Genomic DNA, 15,567 nt, shown 5'->3' on the forward strand with positions numbered 1-15,567 from the left:
CGGGGGCCCTGGCGCGCCCTCCCGCCGTCAGGTCTCGGACCAGACGCCGAGCTGGTTGCCGCTCGGGTCGGTGAAGGAGAACCGGCGCCCGCCGGGGAACGCGTACGGGCCGTCGACGACGCGGCCGCCGGCGCTCGTGACGGCGTCCACGGAGGCGTCCAGGTCGGCGGAGTACAGCAGCACGAGCGGGCCGCCGGCGCGCACCTCGTCGTCCAGGCGCAGGCCGCCGACCTCCTCCGCCGGGTCGTCGGGGTCCTGGATGCCGGCGTAGCCGGGGCCGTAGTCGGTGAACCGCCATCCGAAGGCGTCGGCGTAGAAGCGCCGGGTCCGGTCGAGGTCGGTCACGGCGAGTTCGACGTAGTCGATGGCGTGGTGCCGGTGCCGGGGCGAGGAGTCGGCCATGCCCGGCAGCCTGCACCCGCGCAGTGACGGGGCACGGCACCACCGGGAGGCGGGCGGCGACCGGAGCGCTCCTCCCCGTGACGACGCACCGCGCCCCTCGAACGCCTGCGCGGCACGCCCCCGGACGGCCCGGCACCGTCCCGTCCCCCACCTACCGTCCTGCTCATGAGGGCCGGAGGAGTGCAGGCGGGAGGGGCGTACCTGGACGGGATCCGGAGCCGGCTGCTGCTCGCGGTCCTCGTCGGCCTGGGCGCGGCGCTCCTCCACCACTGGCTGGACGACGAGGTCACCGCGACGGTCCTCGTCGGGCTCGTCACCGTCGCCGCGATCGCCCTGACGCCCAGCCCCCCGGAGCCCGCCGGAGGGGACTGAGGGCCCGGGTCAGCCGGCGCGCATCTCCTCCAGGATCGGGCCGGCGACCTTGAAGGCGTGGTTGGCGGCCGGGACGCCGGCGTAGACGGCGGCGTGCTGGACGACCTCGGCGATCTGGTCCTCGGTCAGGCCGTTGTGCACCGCGGCGCGCACGTGCAGCGCGAACTCGTCCCAGTGCCGCAGCGCGATGCAGATCGACAGCGTGGCGATGCTGCGCTCGCGCCGCTCGAGGCCCGGCCGCTGCCAGACGTCGCCCCACGCCACCCGGGTGATGAAGTCCTGGAACCCGGCGGTGAACGGCGTCGTGTTCGCCACCGCCCGGTCCACCCAGGCGTCGCCGAGCACCTCGCGCCGGGTGCGCATCCCCGCCTCGCGGCGGGCCTCGTCGGTGGTGAGGTCGTCCGGGTCGAGCGGCGCGTCGCTCACGCGTGACCCCCGGCGGCGTCGAGGTGGCCGAGCAGCGCGCCGGTGACCTCCAGCGGCTGCTCCAGGTTGGGCAGATGCGCGCCCGGGCTGACCGACAGCAGCGAGGCGCCGGCGATCCCGTCGGCGATCAGCTGCTGGTGCGGCGGCGGCAGCGCCGGGTCCTCCGCGCCGGACACCACCAGCGTGGGCGCGGTGATCCGCGCGAGGTCCTCGCGGGCGTCGAAGTGCCCGACCGCCTCGCAGCAGCCGGCGTACCCCTCGTCGTCGGCGCCGGCGATCATCGCCTCCAGCCGCGCCACCAGGTCCGGGTGCTGCGCGGCGTAGGCCGGGGTCAGCCAGCGGCTCACGATCGCCGGCGCGAGCGGCGCGGTCCCGCCGGAGCGGGCCTGCACCGCCCGGTCGAGGAAGCCCTGCGGCTCCGGCCTCGCCGAGGTGCACAGCAGCGCCAGCCGGCCCACCCGCTCGGGCTCGCGCGCGGCCAGCCGCATCGCCGTCATCCCGCCCAGGGACAGCCCCGCCACGTGCGCGCGCCGCACCCGGAGCCGGTCCAGCAGCGCGAGGACGTCGTCGACCAGGTCGTCGACGGTGTACGGCCCGGCCGGCGCGGGCGACTCCCCGTGCCCCCGGGTGTCGTAGGTGACCACGCGGTAGCGCTCGGCCAGGGCCGGCACCTGCGGGTCCCACATCCCCCGGGTGGCGCCCAGCGAGTTGGACAGGACGACGACCGGCGCGTCGGCCGGCCCGTCCTCGGTGTAGCTGACCTCGACCGCGGTCACGGTGCCCCTTCCACCAGCTGCTCGTGCTCGGCCAGCGCGGCGTCCACCTGCGCGCCGGCCTCCCCCACGTCCGGCGCGGCCGCGGCCAGCACCGCGGCGACGTCGACGTCGGTCCGCGTGGCCACCACCTCGGCCAGCGTCCGGCCCGTCTCGCGCGCGTGCCGCGCGGCCTCCGCGGCCGCGTCGTGCGCCGCCGCCCGCCCCAGCTCCGGCGTCAGCGCATCGGCCAGCGCGCCGGCCAACGACCCCTCGCCGGCCGCGGACACCGCCTCGGCCATCCGGCCGACATCGGGCCGCAGCCCGCGCAGGCTCTCCGCCAGCCAGGACGCGGCCGACCCGACGGTGACGAGCAGGTCGGTCAGCGTCGGCCACTCGCTGTGCCACGCGCCGGCGGCCCGCTCGTGCTCCTGCTCCATCGCGCCCAGCAGCGTCGCCACCAGGCCCGGGGCCCGCCGCGCGCACGCCCGCGCCGAGATCGCCGCCACCGGGTTGCGCTTGTGCGGCATCGCCGACGACCCGCCCCGCGCCTGACCGGCAGGACCCTCGCCGATCTCCGCGACCTCGGCCACCTCCGACTGGGCCAGCAGCACCACGTCGACGGCGACCGTCGCCACCACGCCCGCGGCCGCGCCCAGCGCCCCGGCGAGGTCGGCCACCGGCAGCCGCGTGGTGAACCACGGCACGGCGGGCGCGACGAGCCCCAGCTCCTCCGCCAGCGCCGCCCGCACCGCCGTCCCGGCGCCCCGCGACGCGGCCAGCGTCCCGACCGCGCCGCCGTACTGCACCGGCAGCGAGGCGACCACCTCGGCCAGCCGCAGCCGCGCGCCGTCCAGCCCGGCGAGCCACGTGGCGGCCTTGAGCCCGAACGTCGTCGGCACCGCCTGCTGCATCAGCGTCCGGCCGACGACCACGTCGTCGCGGTGCGCCCGCGCCAGCGCCGCGCAGGACTCCGCCGCCGCGGCCAGGTCGGCGTCCAGCGCCGCCACCGCCCGCCGGGCGAGCAGCAGCAGCGCGGTGTCGAGCACGTCCTGGCTGGTGGCGCCGACGTGCACGGCGACGGCGTCGCGCTCCCCCACCGCGGCCTGCAGCGCCCGCACCAGCGGCGGCACCGGGTTGCCGGCGTCGGCGGCGTGCGCGACGACGGCGGCGAGGTCCAGCCGCGAGGGGTCGGCGCAGGCGGCGGTCACGGCGTCGGCGGCCGTCGCGGGCACCAGGCCCGCCGCGGCGGCGGCGCGGGCGAGAGCGGCCTCGACCTCCAGCAGCGCGCGGAACCAGGCGTCGTCGGACACGGCCGCCGCCGCACCGCCGCGGGCGAAGGTGCCGGCGAACAGACCTGTCACGGCGTCCTTCCTACCGGCGGCCGCGGGGTCTCGCTCGGACGGCAGCGCACCTCAGAGGGCGAAGAAGACCGTCTCGCGGTCCCCCTGCAGGTGCACGTCGAAGCGGTAGCCGTCCTCGGCGGGCCGGGCGAGCAGCGTGGCCCGGCGGTCCTCCGGCAGCGCGGCCAGCACCGGGTCCGCCGCGTTGGCCTCGGCCTCGTCGGCGAAGTAGACGCGGGTGACGACGCGGTCGAGCAGGCCGCGGGCGAACACCGAGACGTCGAGGTGCGGCGCCTGCAGGCCGCCCTCGCCGTCGGGCACGCGGCCGGGCTTGAGGGTGAACACCGCGAACTCGCCGGTGATCGTGGAGGAGCGCGCGTAGCCGCGGAAGCCGGGGTACGCCGAGGGCCCGCGCGGGTCCTCCGGCGAGGGGAAGCGGCCGTCGGGGTCGGCCTGCCAGGTCTCGACCAGCGCGTCGGGGACGGCGTCGCCGGCGCCGTCGACCACCCGGCCGCGGATCCAGAAGCCGCCGGGCGTGCCCTCGGCGGCGGCCCACGCGCCGTCCGGCCAGGTCAGGCCGATCGCGAGGTAGGGCCCGACGGTCGCGCTGGGGGTGGTGCCGAGCCGGAACGGCTCGGTCAGGAAGCCGGTGCCGCGCTGCCCGGAGCGGGGCTGGAAGGGGACGGCCGGGTCCGGCGGGACGTCCAGCGGGTCCACGATCGGGTCCACGATCACGCCACGTCCCCGTCGTCGTCGGTCTCGAACGGCGTCTGCTCCGTGCCGCGCAGCACGATGTCCCACTCGAAGGCCAGCGCCCAGTTGTCCTGCGTGCGCTCCAGGGAGTGGCGGCTGACCGCCCGGTGCCGGGCCGCCGCGGGGATCGCGTTGAAGATCGGGTCCTGGCCGAACAGCGGGTCGTCCGGGAAGTACATCTGGGTGACCAGGCGCTGGGTGAACGCCCGGCCGAACAGGCTGAAGTGGATGTGCGCCGGCCGCCAGGCGTTGTGGTGGTTGCCCCACGGGTATGCGCCGGGCTTGATCGTCAGGAACTCGTAGCGGCCCAGGCTGTCGGTGACCACCCGGCCCAGCCCGTCGAAGTGCGGGTCCAGGGGCGCGGGCCAGTTGTCGACGACGTGCCGGTAGCGGCCCGCCGCGTTGGCCTGCCACACCTCGACGAGCGCGTGGGGCACCGGGCGGCCGTCGCTGTCCAGGACCCGCCCGTACACGAGGATCCGCTGGCCGATCGCCTCGCCGCCGTTGCGCAGGGTCAGGTCGGCGTCCGCCGGCAGCACCCGGTCCTCGCCGAGCACCGGGCCGGTGACCTCGGTGAGCCGGTGCGGCAGGTCCACGGGCGTGCGCAGCGGCGCGCGCAGCGCGGTGCTCCGGTAGTCCGGGAAGCCGACGGGCGTCCGGGTCCCGTCGGGTTCGCGCAGGTACCGCGGCAGGACGAGCCTGCCCTCCGACGTGGTCCCGGTCATGGCGGGAACGTACGTCCGGGCGACGGCGGCGGGCGAGCGTCGGGTCCCGTCCAGCGGAAGACGCCGGTCGGTCAGCGGGCCGCGGACGACGCCGCGAGGGAGGCCAGGTGGGCGTGCACGAGCGTCACCGCGAGCGCGCCCTCCCCGACCGCCGAGGCCACCCGCTTGACCGAACCCTGCCGCACGTCGCCGGCGGCGAAGACGCCCGGCGTGCTGGTCTCCAGCAGCGCCGGCGGCCGGTCCAGCGGCCAGGCCGGCGTGACGTCGCCGCCGGCCAGCAGCGCCGCCCCGGTGAGCAGGAAGCCCCAGCGGTCGCGGGCCAGCGTCCCGGCCAGCCAGTCCGTGCGCGGCTCGCTGCCGATCATCACGAACAGCATCCCCGGCTCCTCGGTCTCCGCGCCGGTGTCCAGGTCGCGCAGGACGACGGTCTCCAGGACGTCGCTGCCGCGCCCGCCGGCCACCTGCACGCGGTACCGGACGTCGACCCGCGGCAGCGCCTCGAGCTCGCGGATGAGGTAGTCCGACATCGTCTCGGCGAGCGAGGATCGGCGGACCAGCACGGTCACCCGCTCGGCGTAGCGCGAGAGGTACACCGCCGCCTGCCCGGCCGAGTTGCCGCCGCCGACGACGAACACGTGCCGCCCGGCCATGGCCGGCGCCTCGCTGACCGCCGCCCCGTAGAAGACGCCGCGGCCGGTGAACGCCTCGAGCTCCGGCACGCCGACCCGCCGCCAGGCCGCGCCGGTGGCGATCACCACGCTGCGCGCCCGCACCGCCGTCCCGTCGTGCAGCGTGATCCGGTGCAGCCCGTCCTCGGTGCGCAGCGACGCGGCGGTGCGCATGAAGGAGAACGTCGTGCCGAACGCCCAGGCCTGCAGGTAGGCGGAGAACGCCAGCCGGCTGCCGCTCACCCCGGTGGGGAACCCGAGGTAGTTGCGGATCAGCGAGCTGGTGCCCGCCTGCCCGCCGACCGCCTCGCACTCCAGGTGCAGCGTGTCCAGCCCCTCGGAGGCGGCGTACACGCTCGCACCCAGGCCCGCGGGCCCGGCGCCGACGATCGCGACGTCGTGGACGGCGTCGGGGTCCAGCGGGTCGAACAGGCCGAACGCCTCGGCCACCTCCAGGTCGGTCGGCGCCTCGAGCACGGTCTGCTCGGGCCGGAACCGGACGACGACGACCGGCAGCCGCGGCTGCTCCAGCTCCAGGTCGGCGAGCATCGCGCGGCCCTCGGGCGAGCCGGCCTCGTAGATGCCGAGCGGGATGCGGTTGCGGGTCATCTGGTCGCGCAGGTGCTGGGCGTGCGGGTCCCACCGGTGCCCGATGATCCGCACCGCCTCGAAGCCGCCGCCGCGCCGCGAGGACCACTCGTCGAGGATCTCGGTCACCGAGCGGTGGAACTCCTCGTCGGGGCAGCCCTGCGGGGCGTACACCCAGCGGTCGAGCTGGCCGACGGTGATCGCCTCGAAGATCGGCCGGGCGGTCTCGAACGCGCCCCACCGGACCAGGGCCACGGCGATGGCACCGGGGTGCTCCGCGTGGCAGGCGCGCAGCACCTCCAGCCCGTCGGGGTCGTCCTCCCCGAGGCCGCCGAGGAGCACGGCCACCGTCGGGTCGCCCGCGGCGGACAGCGCGGCGTCCAGCTCGCCGCGGCCGGTCGCGGAGACGACGCGGTAGTCGCTGCCGTAGCGGCGCTCGAGCTCCCGGGTGGTCGAGGTCCGCAGGCCGGCGTCCCGGGCGACGACGGCCAGGGCGGTGCCGGTCACGACGCCGCTCCGGACGGGCGGGCGGGGACCGGGACAGGGGCACCGTGCACGGGGCTCTCCGGGTGCGCGCATCCCCCGTGCGGACCGTGGGCGCGGCCAGCCAACCACTCCCCCGGGCCCGCTGTCACCGGGTTCCGGGGCGCCTCCGCCGTCCCTAGACTCCCCGACGTCGGCGACGTCGGCGACCTCGGCAGGAGGTGCACGTGGCCGCTCCGGCGGGGACGCCCGGGATGCCGCGGACCATCGCGACGCCCGACCAGCGGCTGCGCGTCTTCGTCTCCTCCACCCTCGAGGAGCTGGCGGCCGAGCGGCGGGCGGTCCGTGACGCCGTCGCCCGGCTGCGGCTCACCCCGGTGATGTTCGAGCTCGGCGCGCGCCCGCACCCGCCGCGCGACCTCTACCGCGCCTACCTCGCGCAGAGCGACGTCTTCGTCGGCGTCTACGGCGACCGCTACGGCTGGGTGGGCCCGGACATGGCGGTGTCGGGCCTGGAGGACGAGCTCGAGCTGTCCGAGGGGATGCCGCGGCTGCTCTACGTCCGCACGCCGGCGCCCGGCCGCGACCCCCGGCTGGCCCGGCTGCTGGAGCGGGTGCAGGCCGAGGGCGGCGTCTCGACCACGCCCTACCGCGACCCGGCCGAGCTCGGCGAGCTGGTCGCCGACGACCTCGCCGTGCTGCTGAGCGAGCGCTTCACCCGGTCGGTCCCGGCGCCGCCCGGGCTGGCCGCCGGGTGGCTGCCGACGCCGCCCACGCCGATGGTGGACCGCACCGCCGAGCTGGCCACCGTCACCGGGCTGCTGGGCGACCCGGCGGTGCGGCTGGTGGTGCTCACCGGGCCCGGCGGCATCGGGAAGACCCGGCTGGCGCTGGCCGCGGCCGCGGCGGTGGAGCCCGGCCGGGACGGCGTGTGGTTCGTCGACCTCTCCGGCGTCCGCGACCGCGCCGACGTGCCCGCGGCCGTGGCCGAGGCGGTCGGGGTGTCCGCCGAGGGCAGCCGCCCCCTGCTCGACCAGGTGGCCGACCGGCTGGCCGGCCGCCGGGCGCTGCTCGTCGTCGACAACCTCGAGCAGGTGGCCGGCGCCGCCCCGGACCTCGCGGCGCTGCTGGCCCGCTGCCCGCTCACCCAGCTGCTGGTCACCAGCCGCGCCGTGCTGCGGCTGCGCGGCGAGCACGACGTGCCGATCGAGCCGCTGCGGACGCCGGCCGCCGACGAGGTCCCCGGTTCCGCCCCCGCGGTGGAGCTGTTCGTGGCCCGCGCCCGCCAGGCCGACCCCTCCTTCGCGCTCACCGCCGCCACCGCCGGCCCGGTCACCGAGCTGGTGCGCCGGCTCGACGGGCTGCCGCTGGCGGTCGAGCTGGCCGCGGCCCGGGTGCGCACGCTGCCGCCACGGCTGCTGCTGGCCCGCCTGGACCGCGCGCTCGACCTCGGCGACCCCGACGTCGACGTCCCCGACCGCCAGCGCACCCTGCGGTCCACCATCGCCTGGAGCCACGACCTGCTCGACGAGCGCGGCCGGGCGCTGCTGGCGCGGCTGTCGGTGTGCGCGGACGGCTGCACCCTCGACACCGCCGAGGTGGTGGGCGCCGGCCGGGGCGAGGACGGAGCCGCCGACCTCGACGTCCTGGAGACGCTGTCGGACCTGGTCGGGCACAGCCTGGTCACCCCCACCGACACCGGCGACGGCGAGCCGCGGTTCCGCATGCTCGAGCTGGTCCGCGCGTTCGCCGCCGAGCGGCTGCGCGAGCGCGGCGAGGAGGAGGCGACCCGGGTCCGCTGGGCGCAGCACCTGGCCCGGCTGGGCGCCGAGGCCGGCGCGGGGCTGGCCGGCCCGGCCGCGCGGCTGTGGCGGGACCGGCTGGACGCCGAGACCGCCGACCTGCGCGCCGCGCTGCGCTGGGCGGTGGCCACCGACCACGCGGACCTCGCCGTCCGGCTCACCGCGCCGCTGGTCCGCTGGTGGTGGGCGCGCGGGCTGCTGCCGGCGATGGCGGGGCTGGCCGAGCAGACGGCGGCGCTGCCGTCGGCGGCCGCGCTGCCGCCGGACCTGGCCGGCCGGCTGGCCTGGGCGCGGGCCGCGCTGCGGATCGCCCTCGGCGACCGGGCGAGCGCGGCCGGCCTGCTCGACGGCGTGGTCGACGACGCCCGCCGCCGCGACGACGCGTGGCTGCTCGGCCACGCCCTCGGCGCGCGGGCGATGAGCCTGTCCCCGGCCGACCCGCGCGTCGTCCCGCTGCTCGACGAGGCGCTGGACCAGCTGCGGCGCAGCGGCGACGGCTGGTCGGTCGCGTTCAGCGGGATGCTGCGCGTGGGGGTCGCGCTGGCCGGCGGGGACGTGGCCGCCGCCGAGCGGGTCGCGGGAGAGGCGCGGGAGCTGGCCGCGGCGGCCGCCGACGACCAGCTCGCCGCGCTGCTCGGCGACGCCCTGGCGCTGGCCGCGCTGCTGGCCGGCGACCTGCCCCGCGCGCGGGCCCGGCTGGACGAGGCCGTGGCGCTGCACCGGCGCACCCGCGACCTGGAGGGCGCGGCGACCTGCCTGGAGGTGCTCGCCGCGCTCGCCCTCGCCGAGGGCCGGCACGCCGCGGCGGCCCGGCTCGTGGGCGCCGCCGACGCCGCCCGCACCACCCTCGGGGTGGCCCGCTGGTCGCCGCACCAGGCGCTGGCCGACCGGCTGCGGGAGGCGCTGCGCGCCGCGCTCGGGGACGACGGCGAGGCGCGCGGGCGGGCCGCCGGCGCGGCGCTGGGCCCCTGGGCCGCGCTGGACGAGGAGCTGGGCGGGCCCTCCTGATCAGCCGACCGCGACCGGCGGGTACTGCGGCAGCGGGGCGGTCCCCGGGTGGGCCACGGTGAACCGGCCGAACTCCTCGTCCCGGCCGGGGTGCACGGGGGCGGGGGCGTCCGCCGTCCCGAGCGGCCGGCCCGCCGGCAGCGTGCTGCGGTACCCGACGGCGCGGAAGGCGGCCAGCGGCGCGAGGGACAGGCCGAGCGCGCGCAGCGCGTCGGCCACCGGGTGCTCCCCCAGCGCGAGCTCGGCACCCCCGGGCCGCGCCTGCCAGCGGGCGAGCACCGGGATCCGCGTCTCCAGCAGCCGCCCGCCGCGGACCGACCACAGCGTCCGCGCCGGGCTGCCGCGCAGCGCCGGGCCGCGGGCGCGCACGGTGTGCACCAGCACGCCGGCGCCGGCCTCCGACAGCCGGACCCGCTGCCGGCCGGGCTCGTCGACGAAGTCCATGTCGCCCAGCCACTTGGGCAGCCCCCACTCGGCGCGGCCGAGGTCCCGGGCCTCGCGGGAGGTCACCGGCAGCTGCAGCACGAAGCCGCCGACCGCCGGGCGGGCGCCGCGCACCGGCCGGCCCGCGACGACGCCCGCGGTCACGCCCACCTCGCCGTAGGGCGCCAGCACGCGCGTGCCGCCGTCGGCGTCGGTCCAGGTGACCGTGCGGTAGCGGAAGGCGTGCACCGCGACGAGCGTGCGGCCGCCGGGCAGGGCGAGCGGCCGGAGCAGCGGCCGGCCGCCGTCGCGGGGCAGCAGCGCGGCGACCGCGCCGGCCGAGGCGAGGTGGTAGGAGCTGGCCACCGCCGCGTCGTGGTAGGCCAGCGGCAGCCGGACGGGATCGGTCACGCACCCCAGCCCACCGGGCCGGGACGCGCACCGGCAGGGTCCGAGGTCCTCCGGCTTCCGCTGGGTGGGAGACTGGTGGGGTGGCGGGCGGTGCGGGCGAGCGGGGGCGGTCGGTGACCTCCCGCGCGCTGGCCGTGCTCGACGCCTTCGACGCGAGCGCGCCGCGGCTGACCCTCACCGAGATCGCCGAGCGGTCGGGCACGCCGCTGACCACCGCGCACCGGCTGCTCGCCGAGCTCACCGGCTGGGGCGCGCTGGCCCGCCGCGCCGACGGCCGCTACGAGATCGGCCGCAAGCTGTGGGACCTCGGCCTGCTCGCCCCCGTGTCGCTCGAGCTGCGCCAGGTGGCCGCGCCGTACCTGCTGGACGTGCACACGGCCACGCGGGACACCGTCCACCTCGCCGTCCGCGACGGCCTGTCGGCGCTCTACGTCGAGCGCATCTCCGGCCGCGAGTCGGTGCCGGTGGTCAGCCAGGTGGGCAGCCGGCTGCCGCTGCACGCCACCGGCGTGGGCAAGGTGCTGCTCGCCGCCGCCCCCGACGACGTCGTCGCCGAGGCCCTGGCCGCGCCGGCCCGGGCCACCCGGCACACCGTCGTCGAGCCGGCCCGGCTGCGCCGGGAGCTCGCCGAGGTGCGCCGGCGCGGCTTCGCGCGCACCGCCGAGGAGATGTCGCTGGGCACGCTGTCGGTGGCCGTGCCGGTGCCGGTGGAGCGCGGCGGCAGCACCGCCGTGGCCGCGGCGCTGGGGATCGTCGTCCCCAGCCACCGGCGCGACCTCTCCCGGCTGGTGCCGGTGCTGGAGGTGGCCGCGCGGGGCATCGGCCGCGCGCTGGCCCGGGCCGCGCACCTGGGCTGACCGGCGCTTCCGCTGGGCGGCAGACCCAGGTGTCCCCCCGCGGACGGCCCGGGTCACACTCGCCGCATGCGCACCCAGGTGGGGATCATCGGCGCCGGCCCGGCCGGCCTGCTGCTGTCGCGGCTGCTCGCGCTGCAGGGCATCGACTCCGTGGTGCTGGAGAACCGCTCGCGCGAGTACGTCGAGGCCCGCATCCGCGCCGGCATCCTCGAGCAGAACACCGTCGACGTCCTCACCGGGGCCGGGATGGGCGACCGGCTGCACCGCGAGGGCCTCGAGCACCGCGGCATCCACCTGCAGTACCCGGGCACGCGGCACACGCTGGACTTCCCCGAGCTGTGCGGCCGGCGGGTGTGGGTCTACGGCCAGACCGAGGTGGTCAAGGACCTGGTCGCCGCCCAGCTCGCCGGCGGCCCGCCGCTGCACTTCGAGGTCTCCGACGTCGCGGTCGAGGACGTCGACACCGACAGCCCGCGCATCCGGTTCACCGACGCCGACGGGACGGCGCAGGTGCTCGAGTGCGACGTCGTCGCCGGCACCGACGGCTTCCACGGCCCGTCGCGGGCCGTCGTCGCCGAGGGCACCCGGCAGCGGCTGTGGGAGCGCACCTACCCGTACGCGTGGCTGGGCATCCTGGCCGACGCCGCCCCGGCCACCGACGAGCTGATCTACGCCTGGCACCCCGAGGGGTTCGCGCTGTACTCGATGCGCTCGCCGTCGGTGTCGCGGCTGTACCTGCAGGTCGACCCGTCGGAGCGGATCGAGGACTGGTCCGACGACCGCATCTGGGAGGGCCTGGCCACCCGCTTCGCGCACGAGGGCTGGGAGATCAACACCGGCCCGGTGCTGGAGAAGTCGATCCTGCCGATGCGCAGCTTCGTCAGCGCGCCGATGCGCCGCGGCCGGCTGTTCCTCGCCGGCGACGCCGCGCACATCGTGCCGCCCACCGGCGCCAAGGGCCTCAACCTCGCCGTCGCCGACGTCGTCCTGCTCTCCCGCGCGCTGGTCCGGCTGCTGCAGGAGAAGGAGACCGACCTCGCCGACGCCTACTCCGACACCGCGCTGCGGCGGGTCTGGCGGGCCACCCACTTCTCCTGGTGGATGACCTCGATGCTGCACACCACCGGCGACCCCTTCGACGCCGAGCTGCAGCTGTCGCAGCTGCGCCGGGTGTGCTCGTCGGAGGCCGCCGCCCGCGAGCTGGCCGAGAACTACACCGGCCTGCCGTACTAGCCGAGCAGCTCGCGCACCCGGCCGGCGGTGCCCGGCGCCAGCGGCAGGTGCGGCAGCACGCCGGTCACCTCCTCGGGCTCCAGTCCCTGCTCGGCCAGGACGGCCACCAGCCGGGCGGCGCCGTCCGGGGGCACCGGGGAGGGCAGGCCGGCGTCCCGGACGGCGGCCAGCGCGAGGAACAGCGCACCGGACAGCCCCTCGTCCGGCTCGGGCTCCGCGTGCGCCGGCGCCGCCGCGGCGCGGGTGGCGGCCTCGGCGGCGCGGACCAGCGACAGCGGCAGCCCCTCCGACTCCACCTCCAGCAGCGGCGTGCGGCCCAGCGCGGCCAGCACGAGGTGCTCGGCCTCGGTGCGCAGCGGCCCCTCCCACTCCATCGCGTGCACGACCTCGCCGAGGTCGGCGCCGTCCTCGCCGAGCTCGTCGAGCAGCTCGGCCCACCGCGCCGGCCGGGTGCGGCGGGCGCGGTCGGCGGCGAGCACGCAGGTCTCGCGCACGAAGGGCTCGAGGACCTCGCGGTCGAACCGGTCGGCGAACACGGTGCCGTCGGCGTCGACGGCGTTGAGCGCGTCCTGGAAGCTGCCCGGGCGGGCGTCGCCGAGCTCGATCCGGCCGTCCTCCTCGCCGGACAGCGGCTGCCCGGTGGCGGCGCGGTCGCCGATGGTGGTGCCGGTGGCCACCAGCCGGCCGCGCAGCCGCAGGTGGTGCGGCCGGTCGGACAGGCCCACCGCCCAGGCGCAGGCCTCGGCGATCAGCGCCGCGCGGCGCTCCCGGAGCACCTCGCGGCCGAGCAGGCCGACCCAGTCGACGTCGAAGGAGGAGCCGTCGAAGGAGGAGCCGTCGAAGGAGGAGCCGTCGGAGGTCACGCTGTCGAACACCCCTCCTTGCTACCCCTCTCGGAGCGCTCCGCGGAGCAGCGCCTCCACGGTGGCCGCCGCCCCGCGGGTGCGCAGCGAGTCCAGCGCGGCCCGGTAGGCGGCCGCGAAGCGGGGGCGGTCGCCGAGGTCGCCGAACAGCTCGCGGTCGGCCAGCGGCGCGAGCGGGTCCTCCCGGGACCGGCGCGCCGCGGCGACCAGGCGGTCGCGGCGGGCGTCGACGAGGCCGGCGGCGTCCCCGCGCCGCTCGAGCCCGTGCACCCACGCCGCGACCACCGCCGCCGAGCGCCGCACCTCGCCGCCGCGGTCCAGGTTGGCCCGCAGCACCGGGAACAGGAACTGCGGCAGCCGGTCGGAGGCGTGCTCGACGATCCGGGCGAGGGTGTCGCGCACGTGCGGGTTGCCGAAGCGGGTGACCAGCTCGGCCCGGTAGCGGCGCAGGTCGGTGCCCGGGACCGGCGGCAGCGTCGGCGTCCCCTCCTCCTCCAGGTAGCCGACCAGCAGCTCGCGCAGCAGCGGGTCGCGCGTCGCCTCGTGCACGTGCTCGTGGCCGAGCAGCGGGCCGAGGTGGCCGAGCACCTGGTGGCCGGCGTTGAGCAGCCGCAGCTTCATCAGCTCGTACGGCACGACGTCACCGACCACCTGCACCCCGACGTCCTCCAGCGGCGGCCGCCCGGCCGGGAAGGCGTCCTCGAGCACCCACTGCGTCCACGGCTCGCACACGACCGGCCAGCGGTCCTCGACGCCGAAGGTGGCGGCGAGCCGGGCGCGGTCGTCGTCGGTGGTGACCGGGGTGATCCGGTCGACCATCGACGACGGGAACGGCACCTCCCGGGTCACCCACTCGCCGAGGGCGTCGTCGCGCAGCCCGGCGAAGGCGGCGAAGCTGCGGCGGGCCAGGGCGCCGTTGGCGGGCACGTTGTCGCAGGAGGCGACGGCGAACGGCGGGAGCCCGCGGGCGCGGCGGCGCACCAGCGCCTCGGTGACCAGGCCGAAGACCGTCGCCGGCGCGGCGCCCGGCCGGAGGTCGGCGACCACGGCGGGCGCCGTCGCGTCGAACTCGCCGGTGGCCGCGGACGCGTTGTAGCCGCCCTCGGTCACGGTCAGCGTGACGATCCGGGTGCCCGGCGCCGCCATCGCCTCGACCACCGCCCCGGGGTCGTCCGGCGCGAGCCGGTAGCCCACGAGCGAGCCGACCACCCGGGCGGTGAGGTGGCCGTCGGGGTGCTTCTCGACCAGCGTGTACAGGCGGTCCTGCGCGGCCATGACCTGGGCCATCCGCCGGTCCGCCGGCAGCACGCCGACGCCGCAGATCCCCCAGTCCTGCCCCGCGCCGGCCTCGAGCAGCCGGTCGAGGTACAGCGCCTGGTGCGCGCGGTGGAAGCCGCCGACCCCGAGGTGGACCACCCCCGCCCGCACCGCGGCGCGGTCGTAGCGCGGCGTCCACACCGACGCGGGCAGCTCGGCCAGCGTCGCGGCGCTCAGCCGGGTCATCGGCGCTCCTCGGGGTCCGGGACGGGACCTCCTCCTACCCCGCCCGGGCGGGCACCGGCACGCGCTGGAGGTCGGTGGCGACGACGAGGTCGCCGTCGAACTCCTCCCGTGCCTCGTCCGTGAAGGCGCGCGGGTCGGCGTAGCGCTGGGAGAAGTGGGTGAGCACCAGCGTGCGCACCCCGGCCTGCGCGGCGACCCGGGCGGCCCGGCGGGCGGTGAGGTGCCCGTACCGCTCGGCCAGGGCCTCGTCGGCGGCGAGGAACGTCGCCTCGATGACCAGCAGGTCCGCGCGGTCGGCGAGCGCGGGGACGGCGTCGCACATGCGGGTGTCCATGACGAAGGCGAACCGCTGCCCGGGCCGCGGCGCGCTGACCTCGGCGAGCCGCACCGTCCGCTCCCCCACCCGCAGGACGCCCTCGCGCTGCAGCCGGCCGACGTCGGGACCGGCCACGCCCGCCCCGGCCAGGCGGTCCGGCAGCATGCGGACGCCGTCGGGCTCGGTCAGCCGGTAGCCGAAGGACTCGACCGGGTGGCTGAGCCGGCACGCCTCGAGGACGCCGGCGGGGTCGTCGGCCAGCCGACCGTCCCCGGACACCGGCTCCTCGCGGACCTCGGCGAGGTCGGCGAACGGGGTGGCGTGCCGCAGCCGGTCGAAGAAGACCTGCCCCGACGCCGGGTAGTGCGCGACCACCGGGTGCGCGACGCCGTCCAGCGACATCCGCTGGACGACGCCGGGCAGGCCCAGGCAGTGGTCGCCGTGGAAGTGGCTGAGCAGGATCCGGTGGACGGCGCTGCTCGGCACCCCGGCGAGCAGCATCTGCCGCTGGGTGCCCTCACCGGGGTCGAACAGGAAGCCTCGGCCGTCCCAGCGCAGCAGGTAGCCGTTGTGGTTGCGGGTGCGGGTGGGCGCCTGGCTCGCGGTGCCGAGCACGACCAGCTCCCGCGCCGCCACCCC

Annotated in this window: 15 protein-coding genes; 4 read left to right on the forward strand and 11 right to left on the reverse strand. The window is 77.8% G+C overall.

Annotated elements, in window-relative coordinates:
* Window positions 1-27 precede the first annotated feature (27 nt).
* Window positions 28-402: a VOC family protein gene (locus ACI79Z_RS14985; protein ID WP_456903077.1), complete on the reverse strand. Its 375-nt coding sequence runs from the start codon at window positions 400-402 to the stop codon at window positions 28-30.
* Between the two features lie 165 nt (window positions 403-567).
* On the opposite strand from ACI79Z_RS14985, the gene ACI79Z_RS14990 reads away from it, so the two are divergent.
* A complete protein-coding gene (locus ACI79Z_RS14990) occupies window positions 568-774 on the forward strand; it encodes a hypothetical protein (protein ID WP_387990002.1) in 207 nt (68 codons plus the stop codon).
* Between the two features lie 9 nt (window positions 775-783).
* Here ACI79Z_RS14990 and pcaC read toward each other — a convergent pair whose 3' ends face one another.
* From pcaC to ACI79Z_RS15020, 6 genes are all read right to left on the reverse strand, one after another.
* Entirely contained in the window at window positions 784-1,200 is a 417-nt protein-coding gene (gene pcaC / locus ACI79Z_RS14995; RefSeq protein ID WP_456903078.1) for a 4-carboxymuconolactone decarboxylase, read from the reverse strand.
* The gene (pcaD, locus tag ACI79Z_RS15000) at window positions 1,197-1,976 is read right to left on the reverse strand and encodes a 3-oxoadipate enol-lactonase (protein ID WP_387989996.1); all 780 of its coding nucleotides are present in this window, start codon (window positions 1,974-1,976) and stop codon (window positions 1,197-1,199) included. The genes pcaC and pcaD overlap by 4 nt, the downstream gene beginning before the upstream one ends.
* Window positions 1,973-3,316 carry a 3-carboxy-cis,cis-muconate cycloisomerase gene (gene pcaB / locus ACI79Z_RS15005; RefSeq protein WP_456903079.1) on the reverse strand — a complete coding sequence of 448 codons (1,344 nt, stop codon included), beginning with the start codon at window positions 3,314-3,316 and terminating at the stop codon, window positions 1,973-1,975. Before pcaB ends, pcaD begins: the two co-directional genes overlap by 4 nt.
* A 51-nt stretch (window positions 3,317-3,367) precedes the next feature.
* On the reverse strand, window positions 3,368-4,030 hold the full coding sequence (gene pcaG, locus ACI79Z_RS15010) for a protocatechuate 3,4-dioxygenase subunit alpha (protein ID WP_456903080.1): 663 nt from the start codon (window positions 4,028-4,030) through the stop codon (window positions 3,368-3,370).
* Window positions 4,027-4,773 carry a protocatechuate 3,4-dioxygenase subunit beta gene (gene pcaH, locus ACI79Z_RS15015; protein ID WP_456903081.1) on the reverse strand — a complete coding sequence of 249 codons (747 nt, stop codon included), beginning with the start codon at window positions 4,771-4,773 and terminating at the stop codon, window positions 4,027-4,029. Before pcaH ends, pcaG begins: the two co-directional genes overlap by 4 nt.
* Window positions 4,774-4,844: 71 nt before the next feature.
* A complete protein-coding gene (locus ACI79Z_RS15020; protein WP_387989984.1) occupies window positions 4,845-6,536 on the reverse strand; it encodes an FAD-dependent oxidoreductase in 1,692 nt (563 codons plus the stop codon).
* Between the two features lie 203 nt (window positions 6,537-6,739).
* Between ACI79Z_RS15020 and ACI79Z_RS15025 the strand changes: the two genes are divergently transcribed.
* Window positions 6,740-9,322, forward strand: coding sequence for an ATP-binding protein (locus tag ACI79Z_RS15025; RefSeq protein ID WP_456903082.1), 2,583 nt, complete (start codon window positions 6,740-6,742; stop codon window positions 9,320-9,322).
* Here ACI79Z_RS15025 and ACI79Z_RS15030 read toward each other — a convergent pair whose 3' ends face one another.
* The gene (locus tag ACI79Z_RS15030; protein WP_387989978.1) at window positions 9,323-10,156 is read right to left on the reverse strand and encodes an acetoacetate decarboxylase family protein; all 834 of its coding nucleotides are present in this window, start codon (window positions 10,154-10,156) and stop codon (window positions 9,323-9,325) included.
* Between the two features lie 80 nt (window positions 10,157-10,236).
* Between ACI79Z_RS15030 and ACI79Z_RS15035 the strand changes: the two genes are divergently transcribed.
* Together ACI79Z_RS15035 and ACI79Z_RS15040 are read left to right on the forward strand one after the other, a co-directional pair.
* A complete protein-coding gene (locus ACI79Z_RS15035) occupies window positions 10,237-11,013 on the forward strand; it encodes an IclR family transcriptional regulator (RefSeq protein WP_387989976.1) in 777 nt (258 codons plus the stop codon).
* Between the two features lie 66 nt (window positions 11,014-11,079).
* Window positions 11,080-12,246 carry a 4-hydroxybenzoate 3-monooxygenase gene (locus ACI79Z_RS15040; protein ID WP_456903083.1) on the forward strand — a complete coding sequence of 389 codons (1,167 nt, stop codon included), beginning with the start codon at window positions 11,080-11,082 and terminating at the stop codon, window positions 12,244-12,246.
* Here ACI79Z_RS15040 and ACI79Z_RS15045 read toward each other — a convergent pair.
* From ACI79Z_RS15045 to ACI79Z_RS15055, 3 genes are read right to left on the reverse strand one after another with little or no spacing between them, the layout of a single operon-like run.
* The gene (locus ACI79Z_RS15045; protein ID WP_387989970.1) at window positions 12,243-13,121 is read right to left on the reverse strand and encodes a hypothetical protein; all 879 of its coding nucleotides are present in this window, start codon (window positions 13,119-13,121) and stop codon (window positions 12,243-12,245) included. The genes ACI79Z_RS15040 and ACI79Z_RS15045 overlap by 4 nt on opposite strands.
* Window positions 13,122-13,130: 9 nt before the next feature.
* Window positions 13,131-14,612, reverse strand: coding sequence for a mannitol dehydrogenase family protein (locus ACI79Z_RS15050; protein ID WP_456903084.1), 1,482 nt, complete (start codon window positions 14,610-14,612; stop codon window positions 13,131-13,133).
* A 34-nt stretch (window positions 14,613-14,646) separates the two neighbouring features.
* A complete protein-coding gene (locus tag ACI79Z_RS15055) occupies window positions 14,647-15,564 on the reverse strand; it encodes a ribonuclease Z (protein WP_387989966.1) in 918 nt (305 codons plus the stop codon).
* Window positions 15,565-15,567 lie beyond the last annotated feature (3 nt).

This window comes from Geodermatophilus sp. SYSU D00663 (assembly GCF_054050655.1).